A 17492-nucleotide genomic window follows, 5' to 3' on the forward strand; every position below is an offset into this window, starting at 1 on the left:
AATACTGAATCTTTAGGAACTTTTAAGTCACTAATTGTCTCAAGAGGGAGCCTCTTGATTGTGGGTCATAGTAGATAAACCCCAGAACCAGAAAATAGACTAAAAATCTGAGTTGAGTTAGCCCGGCAACTAGAACAAGAGACGGCAATGAAGAACACTGATACCCAAAATTTTCTAGGTATTTTGACTTGCAAACCATACTAGCTCAGATCAAAAAAGGCGGGGTGGCGATCGCCCGCAAATGTCAAATCTCCCGCATCAAAGGATTAGCCAAAAATCTACCCTATTTCCCTAGGCTGATGGTTATAGGGTGACCACAGGTAAAGGTACAGACGGATAAGGCGATCGCCGCAACAAACCATACTCAATGCCCTCGACCACGGCGCGATAGGAGGCCTCAAGGATATTGGCTGAGACGCCTACCGTTGTCCACCGTTCTAAGCCATCGCTCGATTCCACCAAAACCCTCGTTTTCGCGCCGGTGCCTGCTGCCCCATCCAAAATCCGTACCTTGTAATCCGTTAGCTGAAACTCGGCAATCTCTGGGTAAAATTTCGTCAATACCTTCCGCAGGGCCTGATCCAACGCCGAAACGGGGCCATTGCCCTCCGCTGCTTCAAGCAAATTTTTCCCGTTCACCTCTAACTTGATCGTGGCGATCGCCGTACTTTGGGTTTCTCCCACATCACAATTCACATGGAACCCCCGCAGTTTAAAAAATTCCTGCCGATGCCCCAATGCCGAGCGGATTAACAACTGAAAGCTCGCCTCCGCCGCTTCAAATTGATATCCCTCATGCTCCAAATCCTTTAATTTTTGCAAGATCGTTCGACTGGCCAGATCCGTTTTCTCCAACGCAATCCCGAAGCTTTTCGCCTTGGCCAAAATATTGCTTAAGCCCGCCTGTTCCGACACCACAATCCGCCGCTCATTACCCACCGTTTGCGGGTCAATATGTTCATAGGTGAGGGCATTTTTTTGTACCGCCGACACATGAATTCCTCCCTTATGGGCAAAGGCCGAACGACCCACATAGGGCGCATGGTCATCGGGGGCCAAATTAACAATTTCACTGATTAAGCGGCTCGTACCGGTGAGTTGTTGTAGTTTTTCCGGAGCTAAACAAGGCTGATTTAACTTCAGTTGCAAGGTGGGAATCAACGTACATAAATTGGCATTGCCACAGCGTTCTCCGTAGCCATTGACAGTGCCCTGTACCATGGTGGCCCCGGCCTGTACTGCCATCACTGCATTAGCCACAGCCATCCCCGAATCATTGTGGGTGTGGATGCCGAGGGGAATCTGGAGATCCGGAAATGCTTGTTGAATATCCTGGAAACTAGTCGTAATCCCTTGGGGCAATGTGCCGCCGTTAGTGTCACACAAAACTAAATATTCGGCTCCTCCTTGGATCGCTGCTTCAAGGGTTTTGAGGGCATATTCGGGGTTTTGTTGATAGCCATCAAACCAATGTTCCGCATCATAAATTACCCGCCGATTTTGAGATTTTAGATAGGCGATACTCTCCCGAATCATCGCGCAATTTTCCGCCAAGGTGGTACCTAAACCGAGGGTGACATGGAGATCCCAAGATTTGCCAAATAAGGTAATCCAGTGAGTTTGGGCTAGGAGGGACGCTTGGAGTAAAGGATCGGTTTCGACGGCAGAATGGGGACGTCGTGTTGAACAAAAGGCGACAATTTTAGCTTGCTGGAGTGGGTATTCCCGGAGATGTAGAAAAAATTGTTCATCCTTTGGATTCGCCCCTGGCCAGCCCCCTTCAATAAAAGGAATGCCGAGGCGGTCGAGGTGCTGGGCGATGCGGACTTTATCTTCGAGGGAGAGGGCAAGGCCTTCTCGCTGACAACCATCGCGGAGGGTGGTGTCATAGATCTGAACTGGGTTTTGGGGAGAAACCATAGGGGAACCGTCGGCTAGAAATGCTGCCTTTGATCCTAGCAAGGGAGTTTCTGGGCAAGACGGGCCTCGATACGATTCCACAAACTTAGACAATCTTGTTGATATTTCAGGGGCAGTGCATCACAAGATGATCTAGAAATTTTTTCTGAGAAAATCACTGCTAGCTCCAGGACTTTTTGCAGCTTCCAGGGAATCGAGTACACTGGAAATACTTTTTTGATCTTAATGATGCGTTTATAAGCTTGTGTTGTCTATGGCGATCGCCTTCAAAGTTAGTCGGTGGTGTCTTAGCGGCTTCATCGCTGTAAATTTAATCGGCTGTACTCCCTGGACAGTTTTATCTCAACAGGAAAACCTCGGCACGACCAGGCAGCCCATTGTCAGTCTTGGGGCTGTGTCACCGGGGGTTGAGGTGTATGTCCAAGGCACTGTCACCCAGCGGGTGCCTCTCCTCAACCAGGGCGCTTACGAATTGCAGGACAGCACCGGGCGCATTTGGGTGATTACGGAAACTCCGCTGCCAGAGCCTGGGGCAGAATTGGCGATCGCCGGACAACTACAATTCCACGAGTTGCAACTCCAGCAGCAAGATTTCGGAGAATTTTTTATCCAAGAACAGGCGATTATCGACACCGTAGAAGAAGGGACGATTTCACCGCCACAATTGCCCATTAAAGAACACCTCGATCTGCAGTTTTTGCCCCACAAGGGTCATCAAAAATCCTGAGGATCAAGGTGTTAATCAATAACATTTAAGAATCAAGGTTTCGCACGGGCAATCCTAAGCATCGGAGCCGGATTCGCTGGTTTCTTTTGGTTCGTCGCTGGTTTCAGTCGTCGCCGTAGCTTCTGCTGCTTTGGCCTTGGCCTCTGCTTCTGCCTTTTCCCGACGTTGCCGTTCTACGGCGAGGGCATCTTCTAAAACCTCTAGGACTTGGTTCATTTTTTCGAGGTTGCTGCGATACAGATCCAAGTCTTTTTTCATTTTCTCCTCAGGGAGATTCAGACCTGCGGTGACCGTGGTCAGCATTTCGTCGCGCTTCTCGGTGTCTTCTAGGAGTTGCGGCTCCGATTCACCGAGAAAAGTATAAATACCAATGGCAAATAAACGACTATATTTGAAGTGATCATTTCTGGCGATCGCCTCAATTTTTTCCCACAATTCTTGGGCACCTTCGGGGGGCACATCTTGCCGGAAACACTCAATGAGTTGTGTGCCAGAACAGCGTTTTGCTAGTTCAACCAGGGCCATTGCATCTTCTTTATAACGGTTGGCATCGCCCCCAATTGCTTGGCACATGCTTTGGAAAATAGAAACTTTATCTGCCTCTGGGCGATAGCCTTGCATGAAGCGCTCAAAGGACGTGACAACACCCAATGCATAGAAAGGATCGTAGCGAAAATCGGCATTCACCGACAGTAAATGCATTTCGACCAAAAGTTCTTCGACGACGCGCCGAAAAATCGAATTAATTGGCCGGGTATGGTGTGTATAAAAATCACGCTTCGTATCGGAAACGGTGCGAACTTGACTCACAAATGGAACCCACAATTGACATTTCAATATTCTATTTTGACGTTTCCAGAGGCGTTTGCCAAGGTAATGGGTCTGGGACGGATTATCTAATGCGAGATATTTCAATTGAAATTCACAAAAAAAATCTCCCTTGGTCAGTAAATTGATCCCCTCTAAAAATCCATTGAAACTCTTTGGCGATCGCTTCCCCAAACCACGACAAAAAAAGAGTGACATGGTTATGCCACCCTTTCTATATTATTAGAACTGCCTTCAAGTAACTGTTGGAGTTAGTGACGATAATAGAAATGACTTGTTCGTCTTTTAGAGTGCATTTGCACCGGCTACTACCTCTGACAGCTCCTGGGTAATGGCAGCCTGACGGGCCTTGTTATAGGACAACGTCAGGGTTTTCATCAGATCAGAAGCGTTGTCACTGGCATTGTTCATCGCTGTCATCCGGGCTGCCAACTCACTGGCTGCCCCTTCCTGGAGCGCCCGTAGTAGTTGGTTACTGAGATATAGCGGTAACAACGCATTAAGAATGTCCTTCGGATCCTGCTCGAAGATCATATCTGCGGGCAGTTCCTTAACTTCTGTCGCTACCTTTTCCCGTTCAACTTGGAACTTACCACCCCGGGTAATCAGGTTGAAAGTTTCGTCGTCAGGGTTGGTTAGTGCTTCAGGCACCAAAGGCAATAGAGTTTGAACGACAGGTTGAGAACTGATCAAAGACACAAAACGTGTGTAAATCAGTTCAATTTTGTCCACTTCTTCTGAGAGGAACAAAGAGAGCAGTTCATCGGCAATGTCCGACGCTTCTGCTGCCGAAGGAATTTGTTCTAAACCGGCATAGGTTTTAGCAACGGGGGCTTGGCGATTCTGGAAATATTGCACCGCTTTACGGCCCACCAGCACAAACTTGTAGTTGATGCCGGCTGCTGCTAATTCTTTTGCTCTTTGTTCGGCTTTACGGATGATGTTGGCGTTGTAGCCACCGCAAAGGCCGCGATCGCCAGTGATGACTAACAGACCGACGCACTTTACTTCCCGTTGCTTGAGGAGGGGCAAATCTGCTTCTTCAAGGCGGAGACGACTCTTGAGGCTATAGAGCACCTGTAAGAGCGTGTTAGCAAAGGGACGGGTGGAAGTCACCTGTTCTTGGGCGCGACGTACTTTTGCCGCGGCCACCAGACGCATCGCTTCGGTAATTTTCTTGGTATTTTTGACGGATTGAATCCGGTCGCGAATCCCCTTTAGGTTTGGCATGAGTAATATCCCTTAGTTCGATTCTGGGTCGCCTGCAACCGCTGGTGATGCTGGCCATGGGCTACAGGCGACATGATCATCTGCTTAGGCCGCAGCGGCGAAACTTTGCTTGTGCTCGGCGATCGCCTCTTTCAGGAGGGTTTCTGCCTCATCGGTCAACGCTTTGTCGTTGGCAATGATTTCACCGTACCGGGCTTTGCTGGTGGCAAGGTACTGACGCAGGCCAGTGGTGAACTCAACCACGCGATCGACAGGGATTTCATCAAGGTAGCCATTCAAGCCAGCATATACAATCGCCACCTGTTCAGCGACAGAAAGAGGCGAATTTTGGGCTTGCTTGAGGATCTGACGGAGACGCTGACCCCGGGCTAACTGGTTTTGAGTTGCTGCATCCAGGTCAGAAGCAAACTGAGCAAAGGCTTCGAGTTCAGCGAACTGGGCCAATTCCAGCTTGAGTTTACCAGCAACTTTCTTCATCGCTTTGGTTTGCGCCGCAGAACCAACCCGGGATACAGAAATACCCGCGTTAATTGCCGGACGGAAGCCCGCATTGAATAGGTCAGAGGACAAGAAGATCTGACCGTCGGTAATCGAAATAACGTTGGTGGGAATGTAAGCGGAAACGTCACCGGCTTGAGTTTCAATGATTGGCAGGGCTGTCATGCTACCGCCACCGAGTTCATCGCTGAGTTTTGCCGCCCGTTCTAACAAACGAGAGTGCAAGTAGAAAACGTCACCGGGATAGGCTTCACGTCCGGGGGGACGACGGAGCAGCAAGGACATTTGGCGATAGGCTTGGGCTTGCTTGGTAAGGTCATCGTACACAACGAGGGTCGCCTTACCTTGGTACATGAAGTGCTCGGCGATCGCTGCACCAGTGTAGGGAGCAAGGTATTGCAGAGTTGCCGGGTCGTTGGCATTTGCTGCCACAACGACGGTGTAGTCCATTGCCCCTTTGGATTCGAGGGTAGAGACAACCTGGGCAACGGTGGAAGCCTTTTGACCGACCGCCACGTACACACAGATTACATCTTCACCTTTCTGGTTAATGATGGTGTCAACCGCCACGGCCGTTTTCCCAGTTTGACGGTCACCAATAATTAATTCCCGCTGGCCCCGGCCGACAGGAATCATCGCGTCAATTGCCGTAATCCCAGTCTGCATCGGTTCATGGACAGAACGACGGGCAATAATCCCAGGGGCCATGAATTCGATGAGGCGGGTATCGGTAGAGGCAATATCACCTTTCCCATCAAGGGGGCGGGCGAGGGCGTCAACGACACGGCCAACGATGGCTTCACCAACGGGAATTTCTGCGATCCGGCCAGTGGATTTAACGCTACTCCCTTCTTGAATGTCACGACCGTCGCCCATCAATACGGCACCGACGTTATCTTCTTCAAGGTTGAGGGCGATCCCTACGGTGCCATCTTCAAACTCAAGTAATTCACCGGCCATGGCCTGCTCAAGACCATAGATCCGAGCAATCCCATCACCGACTTGAAGCACGGTGCCGACGTTATCGACTTGAACTTTTTGGTCGTAGGACTCAATTTGTTGACGAATAATGCTACTAATTTCGTCGGGTCTGATACTAATCATGTCTGTACTGTTAAATAAGGTTAATTCTAGGGACAGTCTATTGAGACACTTTTAAAGTTAAGTGGCCGGTGTTAAAACAGGTCCAAAAAATTGGCACCAGCTTAGTTTGAGCCTAATAGATCCATGCTGATCCGACGGAGTTGGCCCCGCAAGCTAGCGTCGAAGACTTTGGAACCGACCTTGATCACGACACCACCAATCAAATCGGCATCGGTGGCAATGTTCAGTTCAACGGCATTGGCCCCAGTCATTTGTTTAACTTGATCGGCGATCGCCGCTTCTTGATCAGTGGTCAATGGCTGCGCACTCGTGACATCAGCGAGAACAATATTGTTCAATTTCCGCTGGAGAGCAACGAATTCCTGACAAATGCCTTCGAGGAAAACAATGCGCCGACGATCCACGAGCAGAAACAAGAAGTTGAGGAAGTAGGTATCTACATCCTGGCCACAAACCCCTTGTAGGACACCTTTTTTATCCTCTGCTTTGACCAAAGGATTCATCACAAAAGACCGGAACTCTGCAGACTCTTGGAGGAGCGACAGTAAGGCCCGGCAATTTTCTGCAAATGCCTCGACTTTATTGGTCTCCTGCGCAAGGTTCATCAGGGCACCAGCATAGGGCTCAACGACTTGAGCAATCATTGTGTTGCCTTTCATGCGCCACCTCCCAGTTGTGCAATGCTGCGATCTACTAACTTGGCTTGAGCAGACTCATCCAAATCAGACCGCAATTGAGCTTCCACTTTTGCCAGAGCAAGTTCTGCAACCCGTCGCTTCAGCTCGGTGATTACTTTTGCTTGTTCTGTACTTAATTCTTTCACCGCAGAAGCCTTGAGTTTTTCAACTTCATCGCGACCTTTAGCCAAAATATCTTGCTTGGTTTTTTCTGCGGCAACCTTGGCGTCTTCACGAATCTTGGCGGCCTGGGCCTGGGCCTGTTCGAGATCTTTTTGGGCTTTTGTCAGCGCTTCTTGGGCTTTTTTCGCGCGGTTTTCAGCATCTTCTAGATCCGCAACAATTTTGCTTTTGCGCGTCTCTAAAATGTTGCCAATAAACTTGCTCCCATAGACGTACAGAACCCCAATGATGATCGCAAGGTTGATAATGTTTGTTTCTAAAATGTCGAAGTTTAAATGAAAACCACCCTCCGATGCGGTGGCAAGGTAGGAAATAATTCCCATGATATCGATCTACCCCAGCGCTATTTGCTTATGGTGTATACATCTAAAAATGGATAACTCTTTTTCTTAAAGATATAAAAGCTTGAAATCTTCAAGAGTTCCCATCTAGGCAGCGAAAACCGCACTACCCTAAAGCTTTGCCCCAACTAATTTAGAGGCGATCGCCTGGCTCAGAGAATCAACTTGCTGTTCAAGGGATTTGAACGCAGATTCCCGTTGTGCCTCGATTTCCAGGGCTGCTTTTTCCCGCTCCGCCAAAGCCTCAGCCTGGGCAGACTTCACTTCAGCCGCCACAACCTTTTGAGCTTCAGCCTGAGCTTTTGCAATCACATCCTGGGCTTCACGACGCACATCACGGAGTTCTTGCTCATATTGAACGGCTAAGTCCTCCGCCTTTTGCTGACGTTCTTTCGCGTCTACTAAGTTGGTGCGAATATAATCGGAACGGTCGTCAATCGCTTGACCAATAGGCTTATAAAAAAGCTTATTTAACAACGCCGCTAAGACCAAAAACTGAATGGCCATCACGGGGAGCGTTGCGTCAAAATCAAAAAGACCACCCTCAGCGGTTTTCTCGACTGCTTCAGTTGCTAAAACAATTGTCCAGTGTGTCATTTATCAATTGACCCCACCGTGTTTGGGTCTTATAGAGTTTATACATCTAGGGGGTTACCCCATTGTCCCAGGGAAAAACGGGGCCTAGGTCATCCAGGACGCTGCCTTTAAATCAGCATCGAATGACCTAAACCCAGTTCGGTTTCTTTTTATGCAAAGGGGTTTGCAAACAAAAGAACGAGGGCAACAACAAGACCGTAGATGGTTAAAGCTTCCATAAAAGCCAAGCTGAGGAGGAGAGTACCGCGGATTTTGCCTTCCGCTTCGGGTTGACGGGCAATCCCTTCGGCTGCACTACCCGCAGCATTACCTTGACCAATACCAGGGCCGATCGCCGCAAGACCTACAGCAAGAGCAGCAGCAATAACAGAAGCAGCAGCAGTTAAAGAATCCATAATTTTTTCCTTTCGATGTTATTGAAGTGGGTATAAACAGGTCTCTAAAACAGATCCCCGTCAAAAAAATTAACAGAAAAAGTGACCAGAAACACAAATAGACTTGAAATTTCTAGCTAGCCTTCGGGCTTTTATCAATAATCCTGAAGTAAAACCTTCCCTTAGTGATGGCCTTCCATCGCCTCAGCAATATAGGCTGCTGCGAGGGTGGCAAAAATCAACGCTTGGATCGCACTGGCGAATAAACCGAGTGCCATCAAGGGTAAAGGAATAATCAGGGGAACCAAAAAAACCAGTACACCAACCACCAGTTCATCCGCGAGGATGTTTCCGAAAAGACGGAAGCTCAGGGAGAGGGGCTTGGTGAAATCTTCCAGAATGTTAATTGGAAGCAGGATAGGGGTCGGTTCCAAATATTTTTTCAGGTAACCAATTCCACGCTTTTTGAACCCAGCATAAAAATATGCCAAGGAAGTCAACAGAGCTAGGGCTACGGTGGTATTAATGTCGTTGGTGGGAGCCGCCAATTCACCTTCGGGTAAACCAATGATTTTCCAAGGCACAAGGGCACCGGACCAGTTGGCAATGAAGATGAAGAGGAACAATGTTCCAATGAAAGGCACCCAAGGACGATATTCTTTTTCGCCTAGCTGGTTTTTAGCCAGATCCCGAATAAATTCGAGGGCGTATTCCATGAAGTTTTGGAAACCACCAGGGACACGCTGAACATTGCGGGTTGCTAGGATCGAAGCAAGCACGAGCACAGCAATAACGAACCAAGAGGTCATTAATACCTGTCCGTGAACTTTTAAGCCACCGAGTTCCCAATAAAAATGTTTGCCGACTTCGAGTTCAGCAAGGGGAAATAAACTAAATGTAGTTAAACTATTAAGCATTTCCATTTGATGATCTTTCCCCGGTTCTTTCTCTCGACAATCAAGGGCTAGGGCGGAATCTAATTTGTTTTGTCTGCGGCAAGTAAACTATTCGGCAGGACATAAACAATGATGGCAAGTTTATAGGTAATGAACCCTAAAAAAGCGGGTAGGATTTCCAGTTGCTCCAGTTGGGTTGCGATGACGATCAAGCCAATAAAGAGGGCTAAGCGACCGGAACCTGTTCTGGGATTGTTGCTACTGATTTTTTCTACGCTTTTTGCCAACTGTCTCAAATAAATTATTCCAACGCCAGCACCAATGAGATAACTCACCGCTGCTTGGGCAGAATAAAAGTACCAGACCAATAGGGCGATCGCCCCACTGATGGCAAGAGTCACAAAAAAAATGGACTGTTTGAGCTGATAGTACTCGTCCATTGGGGTGTTACTTGCCGAATCCCCATTATTTTCTAAGGTTGAGTTAGAAGAGTTGGGAATGTCTGATTGGCTTTGAGACTCAGATGAATTCACGCTCAGCAGGTTTAGAAGATCAAGGGTTTTGATCAGATTTATTTGACTGTCTATATTGCTTTGTACAAGGGAAACAGTACAAACCACGTGCAATCATATCACGCCATTGTCACAATCCTTAAAAAGTTCCTCACGACCCAGGGCAAGGGCCGTAAAAGGTCTCAAGATGGGAGAACTGTCGGTTGCGCCTGGGGAGATTCAAGGTATTTTTATAGGGCGCAAACCTGCTTTGGTGAGAGGATCAATCGTCCCAGGAAGATTATGGTGATGGATACTGCGGTGTTAGATTGGGTGGCGATCGCCGGCTATTTTGGCGTCACCCTACTGGTCTGTTGGCAAATTTTCAGTCGGCGCTAATCAGCTTTTCCTGACTTTTATCCACATTTCACTCCATTCAAACCGATGTTATGCGAGAGCAACTCATTCTCCCCACCATGGGCTGTGGCACTTGGGCCTGGGGCAATCGCCTCCTGTGGGGCTACCAACCCAGCATGGATCAAGAATTACAACAGGTGTTTAATTTCTGTGTGACTAGCGGCATTACCCTTTTTGATACGGGGGATTCCTATGGTACCGGGCGTTTAAGCGGTCGTAGCGAAAGCCTGCTGGGGCAATTTTCCCAAGCCTACGCTGGTCGTCACCAACAGGAAATCGTTCTAGCGACTAAACTGGCTCCCTACCCTTGGCGGCTCACCGCTGGCTCGATGAAACGGGCTGGAGCTGCCTCCGCGAAACGTTTACAGCGGCCAATTGATTTAGTGCAAATGCATTGGTCAACGGCAAATTATGCCCCTTGGCAAGAAAAACGATTATTGCGCGGTTTGGCAGAACTTTACGAAGCGGGCCAGGTAAAAGGCGTCGGATTATCCAATTATGGTGGTCAGCGACTAAGGGAGGTGCACCGTTGGTTTCAGGATTGGGGCGTACCCATTCGGACATTACAGGTGCAGTATTCTCTGCTTTCAACGGATCCGGTGCTGAAATACGATGTCAAAGCAGTCTGCGACGAATTGGGGATTCAGCTAATCGCCTACAGTCCCCTGGCCCTTGGTCTGTTGACCGGAAAATACAGCTTAGATAAACCGCTGCCCAAAGGTCTACGACGACGCGTTTTCAGGCAAGTCCTGCCAAATATGGCTCCATTACAGAGTTGTTTACAGGAACTGATGGCGCTGCACCAAAAAACCATGGCCCAGGTCGCTTTAAACTGGTGTATTTGTAAAGGGACAATGCCGATTCCGGGGGCAAAAAATCTGACCCAAGCCCAGGAAAATGCTGGGGCATTAGGGTGGCACCTAAGCGCCGCTGAAGTAGAAGCTCTCGATCAAGCGGCAGCCCAAGTCACAAAAACCATGGTGCAAAATCCGTTCCAATCCCGTTAAATTTTGAAGCTTGTCATGACTACCGTTCCTCATTCTGTCCCTGTGCTTGAATCCCCCGAACAATTGGCGGAATGTCTCACCCAAGCCCAGACTTGGGCGGAAATTGAAATGCTCACCCAAGCCTACCCCGAGTTTAAGGCGATCGCCTGGAAACAATTATCGGCAGATCAGCAAGGCCGCATTCTCAAGCTCAGGGATTTAAAAGATAAGGCGATCGCCCAAGAATTTCCCCTCGGTTGCCTCGTACAACGCCGGGCAGATCCAGAGCAAAAACAGGGCAAAGTAGTGGACTACTGGGACGCCTACGGAGTCGATTATGTGGTGTTTACCGTTGATGGCTTTACCGATTGGTGCCCCAGTTCTATGCTCGAACGACTCGATTGAAGTCCCGAAAATTTTTCTGAGAAAATCAACATATATTGCCGTGCTTTAACTCCGAGAAGGGAGCATGCTATGAAAAAGTATGTGCCCTTTTAGATTCGATAAATCCTTGGCCCATGCGTGATACTTCCGAAATTCGGTTTCAGCTCCACCACGAACTCAACCAGTGTTACCAAAAACTCTTTGATTCCCTCGCTACCATGCAAATCAAAGAAGGGGATGCAGCCACCGTTGCCCAACTCCTGCTTAATTCCCGTCTGGATGCCCTAAAACACCTCGTCAGTGAAGCAGAACGCCCTGCCTACGACGCCCGTTACCCTGAGGACGCTGAAGATTAGTCGGCGATCGCCATAGAAAATCCCTGCCATTAACAGTTTGAATATTCAGGGTTTCACTGCTGCATTAATTGGTTCATTGATCAGATACGACAAAAAACCCAGGGGATGAAGTTATATCGCCTGGGTAACTCAATGATTGAGAAAAAATTTCTGTCAAAAACTATTGGGGGGGATCAACCCAGCGACCGTCAGCTTTAATGAGGTTAATCAGTTCTTCAACCCCCTGGGCTTCCGGGACTTTACGAATTTCTTCGCGGCCACGGTATAGGGAAATAACACCGGGCGTTTTCCCCACATAGCCATAATCTGCGTCAGCCATTTCACCGGGGCCATTGACGATACAACCCATCACGGCAATATCTAAGCCCGTAAGGTGATTTGTTGCTTCGCGCACCTTATGGAGTACTTCTTCGAGGTTAAAAAGCGTCCGGCCACAGGAGGGACAGGCGACGTATTCCACCATGGTTTTACGCAGTCCCAGGGCTTGGAGGATGCTATAACAGACGGGAATTTCTTTTTCAGGAGCTTCCGTCAGGGAAACGCGGATGGTGTCCCCAATGCCTTCAGCCAGGAGTGTGCCAATGCCAGCGGTGGATTTGATCCGACCATATTCCCCATCTCCGGCTTCGGTTACGCCCAGGTGGAGGGGATAGTCCATGCCCAGTTCATCCATCCGTTTCGCCATGAGGCGATAGGCGGCCAACATCACCGGGACACGGGACGCCTTCATGGAAATGATCAAGTTATGGAAATCGAGGGACTGACAAATTCGAATAAATTCTAAGGCTGATTCCACCATGCCTTCGGGGGTATCCCCATAGGTGAAAAGCATCCGTTCCGCGAGGGAGCCATGGTTCACGCCAATGCGCATTGCTTTCCCTTGATCCCGCAGGGAAACCACCAGGGGTTCGAGGGTTTCGCGAATTTTCTCGCCAATGGCCGCAAATTCTGCTTCGGTATAACCGGTGCGATCGCCACTGGCCTGTTCAAAAACATAAAGACCAGGGTTGATACGGACTTTGTCAACATGTTTGGCGACTTCCAGAGCAATTTTCATGCCGTTATGGTGGACATCCGCCACAATTGGCACTGCCTGGTAGGTTTCAGCGAGCTTGGCTTTGATTTGAGCCAGGGAGCGGGCGTGGGCCATACTCGGAACAGTGACCCGGACAATTTCGCAGCCAATTTCATGGAGTCGGCGGATTGCCGCGACAGAGCCCTCCACGTCAAGGGTATCTTCGTTGATCATCGACTGGACAACCACAGGATAATCACTGCCGATGGTGACATTACCCACCTTGACAGCTCTGGTTTTCCGGCGATGGATAGTAGTATCCACAAGGGAATCGGTCGTTGGCACGGGACGCTCTAAAGCTTGCATGGGACTTGAGGATAAGAAATTACAAAAAGTCGCTGGTAGGATCTAAGCATAAGCGTTGGCAAAGGTCCTAGGCAACGGGAAAGGGCATCTGGGCCAAGAAACGCTCGAAGTCAAAATGCTTTTGGAATAGGGTCTGGGCCACTTCTACCTTAATCGGCTCCTGGAGGCGCACATGGTTAAAGGCTTGGTCGATGATTTCAACAGTGGTCAGGGTGTCATAGTCCACCGATAGAATGGGAATTTCTAGATCTTCAGCGCGGTTGAGAATAATTTCTTGGGGAGCCACATGGCCTGTCAGGATCAGACATTGGGTTGAGGTTTCTAGGGCAGCCAGTTGAAGATCCGTGCGATCGCCCCCAGTGACCACCGCCATATTTTGCCGTTGCCGGAAATATTTCAAGGCAGAATTGACGTTCATCGCACCAATGGTGAGACTCTCGACCATCAGATCTAGACGATTGGCCCGACAGAGTACTTCAGCATTGAGACGCTTGACCAATTCCCGAACCGTCACACTACGGAGGATACGGTCAGCGGGGACAAGCCCATAGACATCGATCCCACGCTGGGATAAGAAGGGCTTAATTTGGGTTTCGGCGGTTTCGAGGGCTTCGGGGGGAATTTTGTTAATCACCACTCCCATAAGGCGATCGCCCAGGAAACGATAAATTGTCAACAAACTATCAACTAAAAGTTTGTGATGGTAGGGAATTACTAACAGAATTTTTGCCCCTAGGGTCGTGGCAATCTCCCCAGCGGAGAGGTTGAATAGGCTACCCTCCCAGAGACTTTTGGGGGCTTCGATAAAGGTGATGTCACTGGCGATCGCCCCTAGATCATCCTTGAGTTTTTGGGGATAATCGGTTTGATCTTGACCCGTGAGTCGCTGGGCCACCGTTGCTTCATCCAGAAAAAGTACCGGCGATCGCACTTCCGTTTCCTTGAGACCAAAGGCTTCTCCGAGGAACCGGAGATCATCTTCGATGCGGGTGAACCGCCCATTCTGCTCGTCATGCCAGACCGTACCGATGGGTTTACTGTAGGCCACAGAAATGCCTTTTTGCTTGAGGCTCTGTACCAACCCAAGTAGCACAGCGGATTTCCCACTGTAGGGTTCGGTAGAAGCAACGACGATATGTTGGGTTGAATTGGTCACACCCACTACTCCTTTAGAAGCTCACATTCTTTAGCCTCCACAATAACGGAATTTCGCGACTGAGCAAACCATGACGCTATTCTTTTTTCAGGCCCAGGAGCTCCCGATAAAAATCCTTAGGAAAGTCAATGGCCCCGTCACGGCTGAAGCCAATTAAAAGATCAATGAGGTAGTCCACAAACTGGTGGTTCGGTAATGTCACGCTGTAACTGAGCTCCGCCTGGGCCGCAAATTGCAGGCGACAACTGGTCATTTCAGACGGTAATTTAGAGACATACCAACTGGCCACAAAGGGGATATTTTCTCCCTTTTCGATCACACGTTTTCCCTCAACGGCGCCGATCTGGTATAGTCCGAGGGCTTTTGGCAGTGTTTTTTGTTTATTTTTTGGGTAATAGGGAGCATAAACCATCACTTCTCCCTTTCCTGCAGCTTGGATATCGTCAAAAACGGCCATGGGGCATTGCTCTAGAAAAATCAGTTAGCGTTGAGAATACATCGCATTGTAGCCTGTTGGCTGGTTTCTATTTTGTTCTAGGGTTGGCTGAAATTTCCGTCGAATATTTCTTCATCTGTTTTGCTTTTGGTTTATGTCGAAGAGGATCAATACCGTGGTTTGTCCCCATTTGTTAAGTGTAGCCCCGATGATGGATCGCACCGACCGTCATTTCCGCTATCTAATGCGCCAAATCAGCCGACGGACATTGCTCTACACGGAGATGATTACCACCCAGGCGATTATCCATGGCGATCGCCCCAAACTTTTAGATTTCGATGCCGCAGAGCATCCCATTTCCCTCCAGTTGGGAGGCGATAACCCGAAGGAATTGGCCGAATGCGCCAAGGTGGGCGAAGACTGGGGTTACGACGAAATCAACCTCAATGTAGGCTGTCCCAGTCCCCGAGTGCAACAGGGCAATTTTGGTGCTTGTTTAATGACCCAGCCGGAATTGGTGGCCGATTGTGTGGCGGCGATGCAGGCTGCGGTCAGCATTCCCGTTACGGTCAAACATCGCATCGGCGTCGATGACCAAGATAGTTACGCAGACCTCTGCCGTTTTATCGAGATTGTCTCCCAAACTGGGTGTGATCGCTTCTCTGTCCATGCCCGCAAAGCTTGGTTACAGGGTTTAAGCCCCAAGGAAAATCGCACGGTCCCTCCCCTCCGGTACGAAGATGTTTATCGCCTCAAACAGGATTTCCCTCACCTCTGGATTGAAATTAATGGCGGTATTACAGAGTTAGCGCAAATCAAAGCACATCTCACCCAAGTGGACGCAGTCATGGTGGGGCGGGCGGCCTATGACAATCCCTATCTGTTTGCGACGGTGGATCGCGATATCTACGGGGAAGCGGTTCAGCCTAAGAGCCGCCATGAAATTGTTGAGAGCATGTTGCCCTATATTGAACGTTCCACAAAAGCTGGGGTAAAACTCCACAGCATTAGCCGTCATATGTTGTCGCTATTTTTAGGACAACCCGGCACCAAAGCATGGAAGCGGTTTATCACCGAGGAAGGCCGGGGAACAACGGTGGGCCGGGAAATCATTGAGCAGGCCTTGGCCCTAGTGCCCCAGACAAATGCGATCGCCATGATTTAGGAAAAATGCCAATAGTGAAGCCAAAAATTATTGTGATTGATGATGACCCGACAGGCTCCCAAACGGTACATAGTTGTCCCTTGCTACTACGTTGGGATGTGAAGACACTGCGGCTTGGTTTGCGAGATGCTGCACCCATTCTGTTCATCTTGGCGAATACCCGTGCGTTGACGGAACCGGAGGCGATCGCCACCACCACAGAAGTTTGTCAGAATCTCAAAATCGCCCTTGAGCAGGAAAATATTCAGGAATATCTCATCGTCAGCCGTTCAGACTCCACCTTGAGGGGCCATTTCCCCGCCGAAACCGAGGCGATCGCCAAAGTGTTGGGGCCATTTGATGCCTGTTTTTTTGCCCCAGCATTTTTTGAGGGGGGGCGCATTACTCGCAACGGCATTCACTACGTCCGGGAAAATGAACGCTTGATCCCCGTGGCTGAGACAGAATTTGCAGGCGATCGCCTCTTTGGTTTTCAGGACAGTTTTTTGCCTGATTTTATTGCGACGAAAACCCAGGACGCAGTGACAGCGGCCCAAGTGGATTGCCTCAGTCCAGGGAATTTACCCGACGACAATCTCCAAGATTATTTTTGTCGTCTGCGGGATGGCAAATACGTTGTCCTCGACGGCGAACAACAGGCTGATTTTGATCGTCTAGTTCCGGCGCTATTCCAAGCGATTCACCAGGGCAAAAAGTTTCTCTTTCGCAGTGCCGCCAGTTTGCTCACTTCCCTCGCCGATCTTGGCCCCCAACCGATTCCGCCGGAAGAAAGTTTTACCGTGCGGCGATCGCCAAAACCAGGCCTAATTATTGTCGGCTCCCATACCCAAAAAACAACCGTCCAACTCGCAGAATTACTGCAATTGAAAAGCATTGTCGGCATTGAAATTGACGTAGAACTGTGCCAAACATCCCAGGGCCGTGATCAGCTAGAAGCGGTGATTCTGGAGCAGATCCCCAAAATTCGCCAAGCCGGACAAACCCCAGTGCTTTTTACCAGTCGTCAGGCGATCGCCAGCGACCAAGCTCAGTACAACCTCGAATTTGGTCAAAATATCACGACTCTATTCCTTGAACTTCTTGCCCAGTTGCCCGCGGATCTCGGCTTTATGATCAGCAAAGGGGGCAACACTACCAACGCCTTGCTCCAAAAAGGGTTACGGGTTCCCGTGATCCAATTGCTCGGCCAAATCATTCCTGGTTGTTGCCTCGTGCAAACGGAGCATGAGCACCCGCAATTTCCCCAGTTACCCGTGGTACTGTTTCCTGGCAATGTAGGCGATCGCCACAGTCTCGTCACCGCTTACCAACGCCTCCAAATTCCCAGTTGATCACAATCCAGGCT

Annotated in this window: 19 protein-coding genes; 6 read left to right on the forward strand and 13 right to left on the reverse strand. The window is 49.3% G+C overall.

Annotated elements, in window-relative coordinates:
* Nucleotides 1-303: 303 nt before the first annotated feature.
* The gene (gene cimA / locus AWQ21_RS03655) at nucleotides 304-1920 is read right to left on the reverse strand and encodes a citramalate synthase (protein ID WP_065713377.1); all 1617 of its coding nucleotides are present in this window, start codon (nucleotides 1918-1920) and stop codon (nucleotides 304-306) included.
* A gap of 253 nt (nucleotides 1921-2173) precedes the next feature.
* On the opposite strand from cimA, the gene AWQ21_RS03660 reads away from it, so the two are divergent.
* Entirely contained in the window at nucleotides 2174-2647 is a 474-nt protein-coding gene (locus tag AWQ21_RS03660) for a hypothetical protein (RefSeq protein ID WP_065713378.1), read from the forward strand.
* A 54-nt stretch (nucleotides 2648-2701) separates the two neighbouring features.
* Here AWQ21_RS03660 and psb29 read toward each other — a convergent pair whose 3' ends face one another.
* The 9 genes from psb29 to AWQ21_RS03705 all read right to left on the reverse strand — a co-directional run bounded on the left by psb29 (nucleotide 2702) and on the right by AWQ21_RS03705 (nucleotide 9815).
* Nucleotides 2702-3457 (reverse strand): photosystem II biogenesis protein Psp29, encoded by a 756-nt coding sequence (gene psb29 / locus AWQ21_RS03665; protein WP_065715203.1) that lies wholly within the window; start codon nucleotides 3455-3457, stop codon nucleotides 2702-2704.
* Nucleotides 3458-3760: 303 nt separating this feature from the next.
* Nucleotides 3761-4705, reverse strand: coding sequence for a F0F1 ATP synthase subunit gamma (locus AWQ21_RS03670; protein ID WP_065713379.1), 945 nt, complete (start codon nucleotides 4703-4705; stop codon nucleotides 3761-3763).
* Between the two features lie 84 nt (nucleotides 4706-4789).
* The gene (gene atpA / locus AWQ21_RS03675) at nucleotides 4790-6307 is read right to left on the reverse strand and encodes a F0F1 ATP synthase subunit alpha (protein ID WP_065713380.1); all 1518 of its coding nucleotides are present in this window, start codon (nucleotides 6305-6307) and stop codon (nucleotides 4790-4792) included.
* Nucleotides 6308-6408: 101 nt separating this feature from the next.
* On the reverse strand, nucleotides 6409-6966 hold the full coding sequence (gene atpH / locus AWQ21_RS03680) for an ATP synthase F1 subunit delta (protein WP_065713381.1): 558 nt from the start codon (nucleotides 6964-6966) through the stop codon (nucleotides 6409-6411).
* On the reverse strand, nucleotides 6963-7490 hold the full coding sequence (locus AWQ21_RS03685) for a F0F1 ATP synthase subunit B (RefSeq protein WP_012306365.1): 528 nt from the start codon (nucleotides 7488-7490) through the stop codon (nucleotides 6963-6965). Before AWQ21_RS03685 ends, atpH begins: the two co-directional genes overlap by 4 nt.
* A gap of 129 nt (nucleotides 7491-7619) precedes the next feature.
* Entirely contained in the window at nucleotides 7620-8105 is a 486-nt protein-coding gene (locus AWQ21_RS03690; RefSeq protein ID WP_065713382.1) for a F0F1 ATP synthase subunit B', read from the reverse strand.
* Nucleotides 8106-8254: 149 nt separating this feature from the next.
* Nucleotides 8255-8500 carry an ATP synthase F0 subunit C gene (atpE, locus tag AWQ21_RS03695; protein WP_012306367.1) on the reverse strand — a complete coding sequence of 82 codons (246 nt, stop codon included), beginning with the start codon at nucleotides 8498-8500 and terminating at the stop codon, nucleotides 8255-8257.
* A 161-nt stretch (nucleotides 8501-8661) separates the two neighbouring features.
* Nucleotides 8662-9396, reverse strand: a complete 735-nt coding sequence (gene atpB / locus AWQ21_RS03700) for a F0F1 ATP synthase subunit A (protein ID WP_012306368.1) — start codon at nucleotides 9394-9396, stop codon at nucleotides 8662-8664.
* Between the two features lie 59 nt (nucleotides 9397-9455).
* Entirely contained in the window at nucleotides 9456-9815 is a 360-nt protein-coding gene (locus AWQ21_RS03705; RefSeq protein WP_065713383.1) for an ATP synthase subunit I, read from the reverse strand.
* A 500-nt stretch (nucleotides 9816-10315) separates the two neighbouring features.
* Here AWQ21_RS03705 and AWQ21_RS03710 point away from each other — a divergent pair, with 500 nt between their 5' ends.
* The 3 genes from AWQ21_RS03710 to AWQ21_RS03720 all read left to right on the forward strand — a co-directional run bounded on the left by AWQ21_RS03710 (nucleotide 10316) and on the right by AWQ21_RS03720 (nucleotide 12009).
* On the forward strand, nucleotides 10316-11290 hold the full coding sequence (locus AWQ21_RS03710; protein ID WP_065713384.1) for an aldo/keto reductase: 975 nt from the start codon (nucleotides 10316-10318) through the stop codon (nucleotides 11288-11290).
* 15 nt (nucleotides 11291-11305) lie between these two features.
* Nucleotides 11306-11674, forward strand: a complete 369-nt coding sequence (locus AWQ21_RS03715) for a hypothetical protein (protein WP_065713385.1) — start codon at nucleotides 11306-11308, stop codon at nucleotides 11672-11674.
* A 113-nt stretch (nucleotides 11675-11787) separates the two neighbouring features.
* Entirely contained in the window at nucleotides 11788-12009 is a 222-nt protein-coding gene (locus AWQ21_RS03720; protein WP_030005973.1) for a hypothetical protein, read from the forward strand.
* 160 nt (nucleotides 12010-12169) lie between these two features.
* On the opposite strand, the gene ispG is transcribed toward AWQ21_RS03720, so the two are convergent.
* The 3 genes from ispG to ebsA form a co-directional block, all read right to left on the reverse strand.
* Complete coding sequence (ispG, locus tag AWQ21_RS03725; RefSeq protein WP_065713386.1) at nucleotides 12170-13390, reverse strand: (E)-4-hydroxy-3-methylbut-2-enyl-diphosphate synthase; 1221 nt, start codon at nucleotides 13388-13390, stop codon at nucleotides 12170-12172.
* A gap of 67 nt (nucleotides 13391-13457) precedes the next feature.
* Nucleotides 13458-14546 (reverse strand): phosphotransacetylase family protein, encoded by a 1089-nt coding sequence (locus tag AWQ21_RS03730; protein ID WP_065715204.1) that lies wholly within the window; start codon nucleotides 14544-14546, stop codon nucleotides 13458-13460.
* Between the two features lie 76 nt (nucleotides 14547-14622).
* Entirely contained in the window at nucleotides 14623-15003 is a 381-nt protein-coding gene (gene ebsA / locus AWQ21_RS03735; RefSeq protein ID WP_065713387.1) for a type IV pilus biogenesis protein EbsA, read from the reverse strand.
* A 133-nt stretch (nucleotides 15004-15136) separates the two neighbouring features.
* Between ebsA and dusA the strand changes: the two genes are divergently transcribed.
* Complete coding sequence (gene dusA, locus AWQ21_RS03740) at nucleotides 15137-16147, forward strand: tRNA dihydrouridine(20/20a) synthase DusA (RefSeq protein ID WP_065713388.1); 1011 nt, start codon at nucleotides 15137-15139, stop codon at nucleotides 16145-16147.
* A 5-nt stretch (nucleotides 16148-16152) separates the two neighbouring features.
* Entirely contained in the window at nucleotides 16153-17478 is a 1326-nt protein-coding gene (locus AWQ21_RS03745; protein ID WP_065713389.1) for a four-carbon acid sugar kinase family protein, read from the forward strand.
* Nucleotides 17479-17492: the final 14 nt, after the last annotated feature.

The organism is Picosynechococcus sp. PCC 7003 (assembly GCF_001693255.1).
GTDB lineage: Bacteria > Cyanobacteriota > Cyanobacteriia > Cyanobacteriales > MRBY01 > MRBY01.

What these genes read in the sequence shown, in the direction of transcription:
- cimA (WP_065713377.1), bottom strand. Translation starts at nt 1,920, where the DNA reads ATGGTTTCTCCCCAAAACCCAGTTCAGATCTATGACACCACCCTCCGC.
- AWQ21_RS03660 (WP_065713378.1), top strand. Translation starts at nt 2,174, where the DNA reads ATGGCGATCGCCTTCAAAGTTAGTCGGTGGTGTCTTAGCGGCTTCATC.
- AWQ21_RS03670 (WP_065713379.1), bottom strand. Translation starts at nt 4,705, where the DNA reads ATGCCAAACCTAAAGGGGATTCGCGACCGGATTCAATCCGTCAAAAAT.
- atpA (WP_065713380.1), bottom strand. Translation starts at nt 6,307, where the DNA reads ATGATTAGTATCAGACCCGACGAAATTAGTAGCATTATTCGTCAACAA.
- atpH (WP_065713381.1), bottom strand. Translation starts at nt 6,966, where the DNA reads ATGAAAGGCAACACAATGATTGCTCAAGTCGTTGAGCCCTATGCTGGT.
- AWQ21_RS03685 (WP_012306365.1), bottom strand. Translation starts at nt 7,490, where the DNA reads ATGGGAATTATTTCCTACCTTGCCACCGCATCGGAGGGTGGTTTTCAT.
- AWQ21_RS03690 (WP_065713382.1), bottom strand. Translation starts at nt 8,105, where the DNA reads ATGACACACTGGACAATTGTTTTAGCAACTGAAGCAGTCGAGAAAACC.
- atpE (WP_012306367.1), bottom strand. Translation starts at nt 8,500, where the DNA reads ATGGATTCTTTAACTGCTGCTGCTTCTGTTATTGCTGCTGCTCTTGCT.
- atpB (WP_012306368.1), bottom strand. Translation starts at nt 9,396, where the DNA reads ATGCTTAATAGTTTAACTACATTTAGTTTATTTCCCCTTGCTGAACTC.
- AWQ21_RS03705 (WP_065713383.1), bottom strand. Translation starts at nt 9,815, where the DNA reads ATGGACGAGTACTATCAGCTCAAACAGTCCATTTTTTTTGTGACTCTT.
- AWQ21_RS03710 (WP_065713384.1), top strand. Translation starts at nt 10,316, where the DNA reads ATGCGAGAGCAACTCATTCTCCCCACCATGGGCTGTGGCACTTGGGCC.
- AWQ21_RS03715 (WP_065713385.1), top strand. Translation starts at nt 11,306, where the DNA reads ATGACTACCGTTCCTCATTCTGTCCCTGTGCTTGAATCCCCCGAACAA.
- AWQ21_RS03720 (WP_030005973.1), top strand. Translation starts at nt 11,788, where the DNA reads ATGCGTGATACTTCCGAAATTCGGTTTCAGCTCCACCACGAACTCAAC.
- ispG (WP_065713386.1), bottom strand. Translation starts at nt 13,390, where the DNA reads ATGCAAGCTTTAGAGCGTCCCGTGCCAACGACCGATTCCCTTGTGGAT.
- ebsA (WP_065713387.1), bottom strand. Translation starts at nt 15,003, where the DNA reads ATGGCCGTTTTTGACGATATCCAAGCTGCAGGAAAGGGAGAAGTGATG.
- dusA (WP_065713388.1), top strand. Translation starts at nt 15,137, where the DNA reads ATGTCGAAGAGGATCAATACCGTGGTTTGTCCCCATTTGTTAAGTGTA.
- AWQ21_RS03745 (WP_065713389.1), top strand. Translation starts at nt 16,153, where the DNA reads ATGCCAATAGTGAAGCCAAAAATTATTGTGATTGATGATGACCCGACA.